This window comes from Vibrio sp. 10N.261.55.A7, assembly GCF_002877365.1.
Classification (GTDB): Bacteria; Pseudomonadota; Gammaproteobacteria; order Enterobacterales; family Vibrionaceae; genus Vibrio.
Genome location: NZ_MCWZ01000277.1, coordinates 50,930 through 64,617, shown reverse-complemented (window position 1 = coordinate 64,617; position 13,688 = coordinate 50,930). Strand labels below are relative to the sequence as shown.

The window sequence follows — 13,688 nt, the reverse complement described above, 5'->3', positions numbered from 1 at the left end:
CTCCTAGTATAGAGACCAGTGGCGCTGTTGAATGCGATCAATAAAGTGTCGTAGATCTTTTTCTAATGGGCGGTCTTCAGCAACAAATTCAAACTCACCGAGTACGGCGTCACGAATCATTTTTAGATTATCGCTCATGTGTTGTTCATCTAACTCATTGTGGCGTTTGCGGATCTCGATGGCTTGAGTACCAGCCAGTAGGGATGCGGCCGCGACTTGTTCGGTCAGTTCAAGTACTCGCAAACAGTCACGAGCAGCGATGGTGCCCATGCTGACTTTGTCTTGATTATGACACTCTGTTGAGCGTGAGAATACGCTCGCGGGCATGGTGTGCTTGAGTGCTTCCGCAGTCCACGCTGAAATGCCAATTTGGACCGCTTTGAAGCCATGGTTAATCGGTTTTCTATCGCCTTCTGCGCCTGTTAGGTTGAATGGTAAGCCATTGTTGAACTTGTAATCCATGAGCTGAGCCATTTGACGATCAAGTAGGTCTGCAAGATTGGCGACACCCGTTTTTAACGTATCCATCGCCATGGCAATATGGCCGCCATAGAAATGCCCGCCGTGAAGAACGCGTTCATTGTCACCATCGATGATCGGGTTGTCATTGGCGCTGTTGAGTTCATTCTCAATCATTTGACGAAGCCAAGGCAGAGAGTCTTGCACCACGCCAATAACATGAGGAGCACAACGTAGTGAGTATCGGTCTTGCAAGCGATCACTATTGCGTGGTGTTCGCTCCGCTTTTAGATCATCTCTTAACCAAGCGGCAATTTGTTGTTGGCCAGGGTGGGGCTTGACCGCGAACAATCCTTCATCGAAATGGAAGTCGTTCCCGTGAATACCAACCGACACCATCGCCGTAATTTTTGTACAAAGCTGAGTGAGGTATTCGGCACGTTGATACGCCAAACACGCTAACGCTGTCATTACCGACGTGCCGTTCATTAACGCTAAGCCTTCTTTGGGTTTCAGTTTAATCGGTTCGATATTGAGTTCAGAGAAAACGTCTTGGGTTGGGCGCAACTCGCCTTTGTAGTAGACATCACGTTCGCCAATCAACACGGCGGCAAGGTAAGAAAGCGGAGTGAGGTCACCACTAGCACCGACGGAGCCCTCTTGCGGAATACGTGGTGAGATATCGTGATTGATCAGCGTAATGATCTGATTAAGAAGATCATGAGTGACGCCTGACACGCCTTGAGACAGTGAGCATAATCGCGTCGCCAGTACTGCTCTTGATTGTTCATGAGTGAGCACCTCGCCAAGGCCGCAACCGTGAAATCGAGTGAGGTGTAGTGGCAACTCATCCACTAGTTCAGGCGGAATAGCAACGGTACAGGAGTCGCCATAACCGGTCGTAACGCCGTAGATGACGCCTTCATCTTTCAGTAAGCGTTCGAGGAATGCAACGCCTCGGTCAATTTTTTCATTAAATTCAGGAGATTGATTGATGCTTGCATTAGCACCTTGAGCGATAGCAACAACATCTTCGATCGTAAGGCGATCCGAGCCAAATTCTATACTATTTTTCATGTTTTCCGTCTTCTTGTTGCTTACTTAAAGTCCAAAAATTAAAAAAGTTATACCACTGCAAAGGTGCTTTTAAGGTGTAATGTTCAAGTCGCTGCGCGTACTGTTGAACCGTACGCTGAATTGCGATTTGTCGCTCTTTTCTTGGGAAGTCTATTTTGTCACTAAAATGCTCAAAGTAGACGTTAAAATGTGGTTCTTTTCGGCTATCGTCACGCAATCCAAAAAGAAGGTATACCGGAGCCTTCAGGATGGAAGCCAGTAAAAAGGGTCCTTGTGGAAATGGCGCGGATTTGCCGAGAAAATCCGCCCACACTGAACGGCTCTCTTTACTGGTTGAGGTTCTATCACCCACGATAACGATCCACTCGCCTTGCTCTATCTTTTGCTGTAAGAGGATAGCGGTATCTGGCCCCATGTGACTGACTTGGATCAGGTTTAGTTCAGAGTTGGGATTAATGGCTTTCATGACACTGTTAAATCGTTCAGCGTGCTCGGTAAAGACTAACGCGTTGATTTTAACATGTGAATGACGTCGACTGAGTGCCCTGCACAATTCAATATTGCCAAGGTGTGAACCGAGTAAAACGACACCTTGGTTCTGCTTCGTGATTTCTTCAAAGTGTTCCTGGCCATGTATGGTCAGATTCTCGACTGAGAAATCGCCTTTCCACGCCGCAAGCTTGTCGAGCATGGTGTGCCCAAATGAGAGCAAGTGCTGATAGCTGTTGAGGTTGTCAGGAAGCGATATAGCTCTTTCTTTTGCAAAGCGAGTTAGGGTATCTAGATACTGCTGTGAAGCCTGTTTCGCTTGCTTGCCTGTGACATGGTAGTAACGCATAACGATAGAAAGAATGAGATTAAAGACTTTCCTACCCAATAAGCTATAGACACCCAAAAGCAGCTTTATGCCAAATACCGTACCGCGCTCTTTACGGGCTGACCAATGCTTCTGTTGGGCCTGTTCATCGGGTTTACTTTCCGCAGGTTTGTTATTGGATGGAGCACTGAAATGTCGGCCAATCAACCTAGGTATTCTGGGTAACATGCCAAAGAAGAGCTTGGTGTGCATTTTGCTGATTTTAATGTTGTCATGCAGCGCATCGAAGTGAGATAGGCCACCTTCCGGGTAAATTACTCGCGTGTCGATAAAGTGGCTGTCGACGCCTTCCCAATAGAGTCGAACTAGAATTTCGATATCAAAATCCATTCTTGTACCGATGTTGTACTTAGAAAGTACCGGTATCGTCTCTTTTATTGGGTAGGCACGAAACCCACACATGCTGTCTTTTATGCTTAGAGATAGGGTTTCAATCCAGACCCAAACATGCGTCAAGTAACGTCCATACAAGCGCGATTTTGGCACACTGTCGTCATAAATTGGACGACCAGAAATTAATTGGTGAGGGCGTTGTTGTGAAGCGGTGATTAAGTTCGGCAAGGCTTCTAGGTCATGTTGGCCATCAGAATCGATTTGTATCGCGTGGCTATGACCCATGCCGCTGATTGCGCTCAGCCCAGCCATGACAGCGCCACCTTTTCCTTGATTCTCTTGTAACGTCACCAAATGTACAGACGCTTGGGCCTCTAATGTTGACAGAACTTCTTTGGTCGCGGCTTCGCTACCATCATCGACAATAACGATCGGCAAAGAGAAGGCTGCAAGCGATTCAACAACTTGAGTCACCGTTGAGCCATGGTTGTAGCATGGAATTAAGAAGCAAGCGGAGTAGCTACTCACTAGGCACTCCAAGTTTCATCTTTCCTGAAGAGTGAATAATTTCTTCTTCATCACGGATCGAAGTGTACTTGAAAGAGAGCTTATGCTTCACCTCGTCCCAGCTTAACGATAAACGGACGATGGAATCTGGCAGTATAGGCTCTTGGAATTTGATCACTTCCATGCCTTTGAACGCTGGCGGAATGTTGAGAAAATCGACACCATAAAAAAGTACCCAGTCAATTTGAGTGACGCCCGGCAAGATTGGGAAGTGTTTAAAGTGACCTGAAAAGTCCAAGATATCCGCATCAACTTTTAGCGTCAGTTGAGCGGAAGGAAAATGTATCTCTGACTCTATCAGCGTGGGTTTTCGTTTTACCATAATGAATTCTGATTCTACATCTACTGCTGGTGAATAAATTTATTTTTCAAATAGTTGTTCGATATTAGTCGTGAGTCGCTTGCCCTGGCTACTCAATGGAATCTCGTTGACAACCCGAAAGCGTTTAGGCGTTGCAATCGGCTCTAGCCATTGACGCAGCTCAGCGCGAAGTGCTAACCAAAACTTCCCTTTTCCGAGATTTCGTATTTTCTCTTCACCTAACGGTGTCAGAGCAATGGCGGCGACGAGTGTCAAACGTTCGTCATCATACATTGGGATTACCGCACTTTCCTCTATCCAAGGCAATTGTTCAAGACGTTTTTCGACTTCAACCAGTGAGATGCGCTTTTCTTCTATTTTTACAATGCGATCGGCTCTTCCTTTGAGGTTGAATAAACCCTCTCCCAATAGCTCTACTTGATCTGCGGTCTGATACCAGCGAGAAGGGTCGATGTAAGGAGATTTTAGCTTCAAGCAGTGCTCAGCATTTAAGCCGGCTTCTATGCTTGGAAAGAGCTGCCAAGGTGATGTGTCATTGGCTTGCTGCCGAAAGGCGATTCCCCCCGTTTCGGTGCTACCGAATACTTCTGTTGGGAGTTGACCTAACCATTGTTTCGATTCTTGCGCCGCTTGGAATGGCAAAGGCCCACCCGATGAAAAGATCATGCGGTAAGCCCCTGGCATTTGGCCAGTGAGTCTTTTTAGCAAAGCAGGGCTAGAGATAAGCAGAGTATCTTTGTCACAGTGCGTGAGAAGTTGTTCTGGGTACTCCAAAGTCATCTTGTTGAATGCTCGCCCCACACACAGTGGCCAGAGAAGCTTGAACAACAACCCATAAATATGTTGATGTGACACAGTGCTCTCTATGGTGGTACCTTGCAGGTGTTTTCCCCATTGTCTTTCTAAGACCGCAACCTCTGCATTGAGTTGAGCCATCGTTTTTGTAATCGCCTTAGGCTGACCGCTTGATCCAGATGTGTATAAAATGATTTGCTGGGCATCGAGATCAAGTGTTTCAAAGGTTGGCGTCGATTCGCACTGGCTTGATTCACGTTGGTGCGATTCACGTTGATCGGAGTCAAGTCGATTGGATTGATCGCTAGAGCTTGACACCAATAGCATCATTTCTACGGAACCATCAATATTGTGTTTGTTTTCTGCGGCGCTAATTGAAGCCGCTATTACTGGATCACACAGTAGAAGTTCATATTGACTCGCTAACTCAATAAGGGCGTTAGGTTGGTAATTCCCAGGAAGAACAATGGTTTTGTTGGTCTGACTCAGTGCAAAGAAGCCGATAGCAAATAAGTACGTGTCATTGGAACAGAGTGCGATGTGTTGCTGCTGAATTCCTCTCAACTGAGAAACGAGAGTCGCAATGTCTGATTTAAACTGTTGCCATGTCCAAGTGCCTTGTTCAGAAAAAGAAACGGGATGTGAATCAGCCCGAGCGGCATTCATGATCTCGCTTAATGAAGAGAATTGGGTGGCGGTGTGGTTTGACATGTATCCAGCGTCCTTTTGGAGGGAGTTCCGAGTAAATTTTTAGTTGTTGCGCGATTTCGTGTCTACCGTTAGGTTTTTACGACGCACCCATACTCTAACGACCCATTCAATGGTAAAGAGTGCACCAATAAGGAGATAACTCACCAGCCCATTGTACAGTGTCCATACCTCAATGCTTTGAAAGCAGGTGTACAAAGCAATCGAAGCGTTAGCGATAAAAAACACACACCACACCTTGGTTACTTTACGTGTATAGACGACGCCGTGATGGGGTAAGTCGGGCTCTTGGAGCCTTGCGAGTCGCTCAATAATGGTCTGCGGCTGTTTTAAACTTTGGAAAAAGAGGGAAAACAAGCAAAGGTTCATAATGACAGGGTAGAAGGTTAACCATCCCTGTTGCTTAAAGAGAATACCCAAAAGAGTCAACGTGACGCCGGTTACGCCGGTGATGACCGCTAATTGTTTAAGCTCTTTAAGTTTGGCGCTGCTGGCAGAGAGAATTCTTATCGCAAAAAGTGCGACAAGAATTACTCCAATTATCTGAATGCCAAAATGGTCAATGCCGAAATACACGGCGAAAGGATAAGCAAGCAGTGCAATTGCAGACAACGCGGTCAGCAATGTTTGCATTAGTTGCCTTTCAATAACTCAGTGACTGATTCAACAACATCATTAACCGTACGCACGGCTTTGAATTCGTCAGGTTTGATTTTCTTGCCCGTTACGTTTTGTAAGTGGACAACAAGGTCAACCGCGTCGATGCTGTCTAAATCAAGATCTTGATACAGATGAGCGTCAGGGGTGATATCCGCTTCATCGATTTCAAAAAGCTCTACAAGTGCACTTTGTACTTGTTCAAACACTTGTTCTTGGTTTACATCTGCCATAACGGTTCTATTTACTGTTGGTTTGAGAAGAAATAAATTTAGCTAAATTAGCTACTGAAGAAAAATACTGGCGAGTATTCGTGTCGTCAGCATCAATAACGAAATTGTACTTTTTCTTGATGGCTAAACCAAGCTCTAAAGCATCAATTGAATCTAGGCCTAATCCATCTCCAAATAAAGGTGCCTCAGCCTCAATATCATCAATGGTGAGGTCTTCAAGGTTCAAAGCATCAATGATGAGTTGTTTAATTTCGTTGTGTAGTACTTCCATTTGCACCTACTTAATTTGTATATTCTTGGGGGAAAATAGCGCTGGCTAAATGTTCATTCAGTTTTCTTGCCGCTAAAGTCGCGTTGCTAGTTTGCTCTATAAAAGGCGCGACCTCAACTTTGTCCTTAACTTCTACAAGGAAAAGTGGCTTGGTTTTTGGTACTTGATACCACTTCGTCTCCTTTGTGAGAAAGCTGGGCGTCACTGATATATGAATAATGCGCAAATCTCGTTCAGTTCGAACGGCAATTTGTGCGGCGCCGCGTTGAAGTTTGACATCACTGTTCACTTTTGTCCGCGTGCCCTCTGGAAAAACCAGCAATACGTTACCTTGATTGAACTTATGTTCACACTGTTCGAGTAAATCTTCCGGTGCTTCATTGGGTATGTATCCCGCGCCTTTCACGACATGTTTCATGAACATATTTGACCAGATGGCCGATTTGACTAAGCAATCACACTGCTTAAGTAATGAGGCGATCAATACATAGTCAATCAGGCTTGGATGATTGGCGACGATGAGGCAATTCCGGTCTTGAGTGAGAAGCTCTTCTCCTTCGATCCGATAGTCAATGGCTCCAGTAAAGCGCATGAGACGACAAAATAGGTGAAAGCTCTGTTGTATGAGCTGCTGGACTTGAAGTTCTTGTTCCGTCTTATCTCGGTTGAAAAGGTGGATCAGTGGAATAAAAACAAAACTTAGCCATAGCCCCCCGATGCCAAAGACTGAGAAACAAAATCCGGTTGCGATTATTCGCCAATATTGATTTAACTTAGTGAAGAGCGCGTCCATGTCCATCCTTGTAAGTTATTGTTTAATCGCCACTCCCGGTGATCGTTAAGATAGTATTGCAAGAAATCCAGCCCTTGCGGTAACGTGTTGGTGGCAGATGCCTGCTTTTTGTCTTGTTTTGCTGTAATCGCAATTGTGTCGCCGTGATTTAACACCATTCCTAGTGCGTACCCCTGATATTCATTTTGTACATATTGTTGATAAGGCTCCGGGGCGGGTTCATCGAAATCTATCACCAATACCTTATGGTTAGGATGCTCGGTTAAATAGAGCCAAGCGTCGATGATGGCACTTTGGAAGGTATTCAGCCCAGCGGCAATAGACGTGGCTGGAATGGCCTTTTTTGCAGCAATGGTGGTTAACCCTGCGGCAGTGTTATGGACGGATTGCGAAAAGGCCATTGGCGAGGCTTCTTCACCTTGGACAATGTCTTTGATTAGATTGGCACTGCGCTTAAGTTCCCCATGTCGACTGGCAAAGACCAGATAATCAATCTCATGTTTAGCCAATAACTCTAAAGCCGTTTGTACCGCGAGTTTACTTAGGCTGCTCATTCGGCGACGCATCATTGGTGGAATATGATGAACATCGATTTGGTTATCTTGCGGCCAATCGAGAGTCTTGGCCCATTGTTGCCATTGGTCAGTTTGAGTTAATCCAGCAGACAGCGCAAAGTGGTCAATGATATTGAAGCAAGCTAATTGAGTTTGTTTTGACATAAGATATTGATTTGTTGCCTTTGTGACGAAATACTAGGGGCCATTCACAAAGACCATATTAATGACAAGGAACTGTTATGAAAACTATTAATGTAGTTATTTCGCTAATTTTGACCCTTCTTTTGGTAGGCTGTGGCAGAGTTCAACCTGTTATGAATGTTGAAGACCAACCCGTTGCCTATAACTTGACCAGTAAACAGGTGAAAAGTGCAATTGTCGATTCGGCGATGAACAGAGGCTGGGTAGTTGAAGACATCGATTCTGATAGTTTGTCTGCCAGTATAATGGTTCGTTCACACTCTGCGAAAATCAATGTTCAGTATTCAGAAAAGTACTATTCCATTACCTACGTGAGTTCGTCTAATTTGAAGGCGAGCGATGGAAAAATACACCGCAACTACAATCGATGGATCAACAACCTCAATGTTGATATCCAAAAGAAACTCTCTTTTTTAGCCGCACAATAATAAATAATTTGGTTAGGTTCATTCGTGTTAGATCAAAATACAGACCCATTTAATGCTTTAGAAGCAAAAACGGAAGCACAAAAGCTCGCGTTTGCTCCCATCGTTTTCCATACGGCTCGCACACTTCGCGACCTTAACATTCTCGAAGCGATTGATGAGGCAGGAAGCGACGGCCTGAGTGCCGAGCAAATTGCTTTGGCGACTGGCGTTTCCGAGTATGGCGTGAAGGTTTTACTTGATATGGCAATCAGCGCCCATATCGTTTTGTGGAACAAGCCGAATTACTCACTCGCAAACTTAGGTTTTTTCTTGCTCCATGATGGTATGACACAGGCCAATATGGACTTTACCGCCGACGTTTGTTACGCCGCAATGATGCATTTAACGGAATCCATTCAGGAGGGTAAGCCTGCTGGTTTGAAGGAATTGGGCGACTGGGAAACCATCTACCAAGGGTTGTCTCGATTGCCTGAGAAAGCCAAAGCGAGCTGGTTTAAATTTGATCATTTCTATTCCGACCGCTCTTTCCCTGTATTGCTTGAAGAAGTGTTTGCCTCTAAACCGAAGCACATTGTCGATATCGGTGGAAACACCGGTAAGTGGGCAATGCAGTGTTGCCAGCATAGTGATGAGGTCAAAGTCACGATAGTCGACTTGCCTCAACAGCTTGAAATGGCGATGAAAAATGCAGACGAACATGGCTTTGCAGATCGCGTTCACCCGTATCCAGCGAATATGTTGGATAAGAAACAATCTCTGCCGGAAAACGCAGATGTATGGTGGATGAGCCAGTTCCTAGACTGTTTTTCTCCAATGGAAATACTCAGCATCTTGAAGCGAGTGAAAGCTCAGCTACTTCCTGATTCTAAGGTGTATATCTTAGAGCTCTTTTGGGATGCTCAGAAATACGATGCTGCGGCGTATAGCCTCAATGCGACTTCACTGTATTTTACCTGCTTAGCGAACGGAAACAGCCGATTTTATCGTAGCGAAGATTTCTTAGAAATCGTTGAAGAGGCGGGTTTGGAAGTGGTTGAACGCACGGATGATATTGGCCTGGGCCATACATTATTGCAGCTTAAAGCACAGTCTTAACTTGAGAGTTTTGTAATGAAAAAAGAATCGACTCAAGTTGTGATTATAGGGGCAGGGCCTTCAGGCTCTGTCGCCGCTTCTTTGCTACATCAGCAAGGCATTGATGTTGTGGTGATTGAAAAATCACTGTTTCCTCGATTTTCCATCGGGGAAAGTCTGCTGCCTGCTTGTATGGAAGTGATTGAAAAAGCGGGAATGAAATCTGCTGTTGAATCAGCTCAATTTCAATTCAAAGATGGGGCAGCGTTTCATCGGAACGGCCAATATACGGAATTTGAGTTTGAAGATAAGTTTACCCAAGGGCCTGGAACCACGTATCAGGTTCAACGGGGTAATTTTGATAAGTTACTTGCCGATACCGCTGAAGAGCAGGGCGTTGAAGTTCGATATCAGCATCATCTAGATAGCATTGATATACAGGAAGAAAAGTCACGATTAAGTGTATCTCGTGAAGATGGCAGTCAATATCAGATTGAAGCGGACTATGTGTTGGACGCCAGTGGTTTTGGCCGTGTTCTGCCAAGGTTGCTTGACTTGGAAACACCTTCTTGTCTTCCTGCTCGTACGGCTTTGTTTACTCATATCATTGATAACATCGATCCTCTAGTTCATCCTCGTCACGATAGAAACAAAATACTCATATCTGTTCACCCTGAAGAGCCAGGCGTGTGGTATTGGCTGATCCCATTCTCGAATGGCGTTTCTTCTTTCGGTGTTGTCGGTAATCCTGAGTTCTTTGAACGGTACCCAGAGGATCGTATTGAAGCTCTACAGCAGCTAGCGAACGAAGAACTCGGTCTAAAACCTTTGTTGCGCGATGCTGAATTTTCCAACCCTGCAGGCGTGCTTAACGGTTATTCGGCTAACGTCAAGCATTTGGCTACTCACCGATATGCGTTATTAGGTAATGCAGGGGAGTTTTTGGACCCTGTTTTCTCTTCCGGTGTGACCATCGCGATGAAGTCGGCGCAAATTGCGAGTGAGTGTTTGGTGCGTCAATTCAACGGCGAACAAGTAGACTGGGGTGCAGAATATGCTAAACCGTTAACGGTTGGTGTTGATGCATTTAGAACGTATGTCGAAGGTTGGTATGACGGGTCGCTGCAAGAGGTGATTTTCTATCAAAATCCTAATGCGCGCATTAAGCAAATGATCTGTTCGATATTGGCGGGTTACGCTTGGGATGAAAGCAACCCGTATGTGAAGGATTCTAAGCGAAGACTGAGCGGTTTAGCGGAAGTTATTCGCCAAGAAAATGCATAGTGTCTTTGGATACTTAATATAAGAAAAGGCATCCAGTGACATTTCAGCTGCGATGCCTTTTTCATTTTCTGGAATGGATGATCTTGTAGAAAGCGCGCTTGTATTTGGTGACTTCTATTTCACGTGAGCGTTTAAAGCTTTGCTTCTTAGGAATCAGTTTCCACTCGAAACGGTGGGAACTGCAATCAACGAAGTTTCATTTGCCCCTATGTTTGAGTGAGTCATTTTTTGATAGCTTTTTATCTCTTCTCTCAAGCCTTGGAAGGTTTTTAACGCGCTATTAATGGCGAGTTTATTGACCAGCCAGTCGGGTAGCACGCCCCCCGGGTTAGCAAATGCGACGTATTCCAAATGCGTGATTCCGTTAGTCAACTTTTCTAGTTTCCATTGTGCCTTCACGTCAGTAATGCGGATGTATCCAGATTGCTCGGCTAGCATGTCTGGTGCATCTTTGATCAGTAGGATGAAAGCCGCCTCTTCAAAGTAGTAACGAGAATACGTCACCATATCTCTGTCTAGCGCTGGCCAAGGTGCTTTGAACTCTGTGTAAACGATATTTTCATTGGGGCTTATTTGTCGCAATACTTGGCTTTTCGATACGTTATCGATCCATTTGGGTACACGTTTGCTGTCTTCAAGTAATAACAAGAAAGCGGAGTAGCTGGTGGGGATAAACATCTGCGCGCGAATCTCAATTAATCCATCACTATGAGGTCGCGTGTGCAGGGTTATTTGATCTTCAGTTTTCACAAATTGCCAATGTGAGTTTGGCGAAGCAAAAACGCTAGAAGAAAAGAACAGCAAAATACAAAGGGGAACCGTGAACTGAATATGTTGCATTGTGTTCCCCTTGTACGCGCTTAATTACCTAAAGAGTAGCTTGTTAAGCGGTGTTTTTTCTATCCCAAGCACCAATAAATAAGTCAGTACTAACGAACCGATAAACACCGTCATGTCTTTTGTTAAATTCGTAAGCGCAGCAATAGCGACCACGTTGTTCATTAAAATGATCACTAACAGGTGGCTGACATAGATTGGCAATATACGTTTAGAGATAGAATAAGTAACGTCACTATCGCCAAGGTTTGGCTTAGCGAGCAACCACATAAAGCAGCCTAGCCCCCAAAGTGCTGTGCCGAATAAGAAATCATTGCTATTAAACGGTTGACCATAACTGTGTAAGACTGCGGCCTCTGCAAAATGAATCGCTAATCCAGCTAAGGCGATGAAGAGTGCTTTGGTGCTAGTCCAACGCAGTTCACGTTGCCTAATGGCAAACCCTATTCCGACCATTAATGTAGCGAAGAATGGCCCATTACGAGTGAAGATTGGCGGCTCGATTTCTGTGATGACCTGATAGCTGCCCGCGAGCACACCGTAACCGTATAGAACGATCCCAACAGGAATGATGAGAGACGATTGTTTCGAATTAATCAGAAACGCCAAAATAGCCACTGCACAGATGAGGGCTGGGATAAACCACAAATGAACCAAGCCCCCTTCAAACAATGTATTGAGCGGTGCTTGCATAAGGTAATTCCAATACCCTTGCCTTTCTGCAAGATAGCCGTGTTCAGCCACCACGCCGAGATTAAATGGCATGAGCAAACTTAAAACGCTCCAGACCACCCAAACTTTGAACAGTGGTTTGGAATAAGCTTTCATTGCATCGATAGGGCTATTCACGAGCTTAGGGTAAACAAAATACCCTGAGATAATAAAGAACAATGGCACAGCAAAACGGGTAATTTGGTTGAAGATGTAACCAAACCATGGCTCTTCGTTAGTGTGCCAATACCCAAGAAACATCTGACAGTGCATGGCAAGAATAACGAGCATGGCAACATTACGACCAAGCTCGATGCTGGCTATCTTCGCTTTCGCCTGCGTGGAATTAGAATGCATGATTTTAACCATTTAAAGAGTAGGGGTGTAGACTATCAAAGTTAATTTTACACCCCAAAAGAATTTGTCAGGCACTTTTTCAAAGTGCGCGCTGGTTAATATAAATCGCCACAGTTTAGGAAAACTGTCTTTCATTTGATGCGCTTGGTGAATGCATACTACTTAGGCATGACCTAGCTGATTACATGAGCTGAAATCTTGTGAGTAAAAAGATACCGAAAGTACAGGTGACTAACGACAAAATGGTGGTCAGTGCAATGATGTTAGCGGCTAGGGTCGAGTTTCCACCCATTGCGCGAGCCATGACATAACTTGCAGCGGCAGTGGGTGCAGCCGTCATCAGAAATATAAGCCCAAGTTGTTGGCCTTCATAACCGAGTGCGACGGCAGCGAGTGTGGCCGTTAATGGCGCGAGTACCAATTTGAAACCAGTCGCGAACCAAGTTGGGAGTTTGTCGTGTTTCAATGACTGAATATTAAGAGAGCCACCCGTACAAAGAAGTGCGAGAGGCAACGTCATATCGGCAAAATATTGTCCCGCATCGAGTGCCATTTTTGGAATCGGTAGGGACAGCGCATAAGCTAACACGCCGAGCATAATTGATATGATGAGTGGGTTACGGGTGAGCGTTTTACCTATCACAGAGAGTGCTTTTGGCCCGAAGCCTTTTTCAGACGGTGACAAAGCAATAACGGCTTGAATGTTGTACAACACTGTCGTTGAAGCAACGTAAACGGCAGCCAGTGCAACGCCTGAGTCACCGTATAATTTCGCCATATAGGCAAGGCCAATGATCGCCGTATTTGCGCGAAATCCACCCTGAATGATCACGCCTTGATCTTTTGGGTTCGGGAAGACCTGCTTTGTCACGACCATCGTAAAAAGAAAGAACAAAGCGTTAGCAATGAGACCGAAGATGACTAAACTGCCGCTGGTTGAAAAATCATGCTTAGATTGAACAATACTGAGAAAAAGCATCGCTGGCAGCGTCACTTGAAAGACCAATTTTGAGGCAATGTCGATGAAGTTTTCGTTGATCAAGTTGATTCGTTTAAGAAAAACGCCAAGAAATAACATGAGGCAAATAGGGCCTGTGACCGATGCAGAAAAGACAAGTTGCTCAAAAAGTGTGTTCATGGTTAGCCT

General features: G+C 45.0%; 15 protein-coding genes. 3 read left to right on the top strand and 12 right to left on the bottom strand.

What is annotated here, in order from left to right; all coding sequences use genetic code 11:
* Positions 1–3 precede the first annotated feature (3 nt).
* Genes BCU12_RS12670 through BCU12_RS12630 form a run of 9 tightly spaced genes read right to left on the bottom strand, consistent with a single transcriptional unit; the run spans position 4 to position 7,811 of the window.
* Positions 4–1,536, bottom strand: a complete 1,533-nt coding sequence (locus BCU12_RS12670) for an aromatic amino acid ammonia-lyase (RefSeq protein ID WP_102404610.1) — start codon at positions 1,534–1,536, stop codon at positions 4–6.
* A complete protein-coding gene (locus BCU12_RS12665) occupies positions 1,526–3,274 on the bottom strand; it encodes a glycosyltransferase family 2 protein (protein ID WP_102404609.1) in 1,749 nt (582 codons plus the stop codon). Before BCU12_RS12665 ends, BCU12_RS12670 begins: the two co-directional genes overlap by 11 nt.
* A complete protein-coding gene (locus BCU12_RS12660) occupies positions 3,267–3,635 on the bottom strand; it encodes a 3-hydroxyacyl-ACP dehydratase (protein ID WP_102404608.1) in 369 nt (122 codons plus the stop codon). The genes BCU12_RS12665 and BCU12_RS12660 overlap by 8 nt, the downstream gene beginning before the upstream one ends.
* Before the next feature lie 39 nt (positions 3,636–3,674).
* The gene (locus BCU12_RS12655) at positions 3,675–5,141 is read right to left on the bottom strand and encodes an AMP-binding protein (protein ID WP_102404607.1); all 1,467 of its coding nucleotides are present in this window, start codon (positions 5,139–5,141) and stop codon (positions 3,675–3,677) included.
* Positions 5,142–5,180: 39 nt separating this feature from the next.
* Positions 5,181–5,771 (bottom strand): hypothetical protein, encoded by a 591-nt coding sequence (locus BCU12_RS12650; protein ID WP_102404606.1) that lies wholly within the window; start codon positions 5,769–5,771, stop codon positions 5,181–5,183.
* A complete protein-coding gene (locus tag BCU12_RS12645) occupies positions 5,771–6,028 on the bottom strand; it encodes an acyl carrier protein (protein ID WP_102404605.1) in 258 nt (85 codons plus the stop codon). Before BCU12_RS12645 ends, BCU12_RS12650 begins: the two co-directional genes overlap by 1 nt.
* A gap of 7 nt (positions 6,029–6,035) precedes the next feature.
* Entirely contained in the window at positions 6,036–6,299 is a 264-nt protein-coding gene (locus BCU12_RS12640) for a phosphopantetheine-binding protein (RefSeq protein ID WP_102404604.1), read from the bottom strand.
* A gap of 10 nt (positions 6,300–6,309) precedes the next feature.
* Entirely contained in the window at positions 6,310–7,092 is a 783-nt protein-coding gene (locus tag BCU12_RS12635; protein WP_102404603.1) for a lysophospholipid acyltransferase family protein, read from the bottom strand.
* Positions 7,068–7,811, bottom strand: a complete 744-nt coding sequence (locus tag BCU12_RS12630) for a beta-ketoacyl synthase chain length factor (RefSeq protein ID WP_102404602.1) — start codon at positions 7,809–7,811, stop codon at positions 7,068–7,070. Before BCU12_RS12630 ends, BCU12_RS12635 begins: the two co-directional genes overlap by 25 nt.
* A gap of 77 nt (positions 7,812–7,888) precedes the next feature.
* Between BCU12_RS12630 and BCU12_RS12625 the strand changes: the two genes are divergently transcribed.
* From BCU12_RS12625 to BCU12_RS12615, 3 genes are read left to right on the top strand one after another with little or no spacing between them, the layout of a single operon-like run.
* Positions 7,889–8,278: a hypothetical protein gene (locus tag BCU12_RS12625; RefSeq protein ID WP_102404601.1), complete on the top strand. Its 390-nt coding sequence runs from the start codon at positions 7,889–7,891 to the stop codon at positions 8,276–8,278.
* A 24-nt stretch (positions 8,279–8,302) separates the two neighbouring features.
* Positions 8,303–9,373, top strand: a complete 1,071-nt coding sequence (locus tag BCU12_RS12620) for a class I SAM-dependent methyltransferase (RefSeq protein WP_198599324.1) — start codon at positions 8,303–8,305, stop codon at positions 9,371–9,373.
* Positions 9,374–9,388: 15 nt separating this feature from the next.
* The gene (locus BCU12_RS12615) at positions 9,389–10,636 is read left to right on the top strand and encodes an NAD(P)/FAD-dependent oxidoreductase (protein WP_102404599.1); all 1,248 of its coding nucleotides are present in this window, start codon (positions 9,389–9,391) and stop codon (positions 10,634–10,636) included.
* Positions 10,637–10,789: 153 nt separating this feature from the next.
* On the opposite strand, the gene BCU12_RS12610 is transcribed toward BCU12_RS12615, so the two are convergent.
* From BCU12_RS12610 to BCU12_RS12600, 3 genes are all read right to left on the bottom strand, one after another.
* The gene (locus tag BCU12_RS12610; protein WP_102404598.1) at positions 10,790–11,476 is read right to left on the bottom strand and encodes an START domain-containing protein; all 687 of its coding nucleotides are present in this window, start codon (positions 11,474–11,476) and stop codon (positions 10,790–10,792) included.
* A 24-nt stretch (positions 11,477–11,500) separates the two neighbouring features.
* On the bottom strand, positions 11,501–12,541 hold the full coding sequence (locus BCU12_RS12605; RefSeq protein ID WP_102404597.1) for an acyltransferase family protein: 1,041 nt from the start codon (positions 12,539–12,541) through the stop codon (positions 11,501–11,503).
* 181 nt (positions 12,542–12,722) lie between these two features.
* The gene (locus BCU12_RS12600) at positions 12,723–13,679 is read right to left on the bottom strand and encodes an AEC family transporter (protein ID WP_102404596.1); all 957 of its coding nucleotides are present in this window, start codon (positions 13,677–13,679) and stop codon (positions 12,723–12,725) included.
* Between the last annotated feature and the right edge of the window lie 9 nt (positions 13,680–13,688).

Bases quoted from the DNA above. Each gene is read 5' to 3' on its own strand.
- BCU12_RS12670 (WP_102404610.1), bottom strand. From the start codon at position 1,536: ATGAAAAATAGTATAGAATTTGGCTCGGATCGCCTTACGATCGAAGAT.
- BCU12_RS12660 (WP_102404608.1), bottom strand. From the start codon at position 3,635: ATGGTAAAACGAAAACCCACGCTGATAGAGTCAGAGATACATTTTCCT.
- BCU12_RS12655 (WP_102404607.1), bottom strand. From the start codon at position 5,141: ATGTCAAACCACACCGCCACCCAATTCTCTTCATTAAGCGAGATCATG.
- BCU12_RS12650 (WP_102404606.1), bottom strand. From the start codon at position 5,771: ATGCAAACATTGCTGACCGCGTTGTCTGCAATTGCACTGCTTGCTTAT.
- BCU12_RS12645 (WP_102404605.1), bottom strand. From the start codon at position 6,028: ATGGCAGATGTAAACCAAGAACAAGTGTTTGAACAAGTACAAAGTGCA.
- BCU12_RS12640 (WP_102404604.1), bottom strand. From the start codon at position 6,299: ATGGAAGTACTACACAACGAAATTAAACAACTCATCATTGATGCTTTG.
- BCU12_RS12635 (WP_102404603.1), bottom strand. From the start codon at position 7,092: ATGGACGCGCTCTTCACTAAGTTAAATCAATATTGGCGAATAATCGCA.
- BCU12_RS12630 (WP_102404602.1), bottom strand. From the start codon at position 7,811: ATGTCAAAACAAACTCAATTAGCTTGCTTCAATATCATTGACCACTTT.
- BCU12_RS12625 (WP_102404601.1), top strand. From the start codon at position 7,889: ATGAAAACTATTAATGTAGTTATTTCGCTAATTTTGACCCTTCTTTTG.
- BCU12_RS12615 (WP_102404599.1), top strand. From the start codon at position 9,389: ATGAAAAAAGAATCGACTCAAGTTGTGATTATAGGGGCAGGGCCTTCA.
- BCU12_RS12610 (WP_102404598.1), bottom strand. From the start codon at position 11,476: ATGCAACATATTCAGTTCACGGTTCCCCTTTGTATTTTGCTGTTCTTT.
- BCU12_RS12605 (WP_102404597.1), bottom strand. From the start codon at position 12,541: ATGCATTCTAATTCCACGCAGGCGAAAGCGAAGATAGCCAGCATCGAG.
- BCU12_RS12600 (WP_102404596.1), bottom strand. From the start codon at position 13,679: ATGAACACACTTTTTGAGCAACTTGTCTTTTCTGCATCGGTCACAGGC.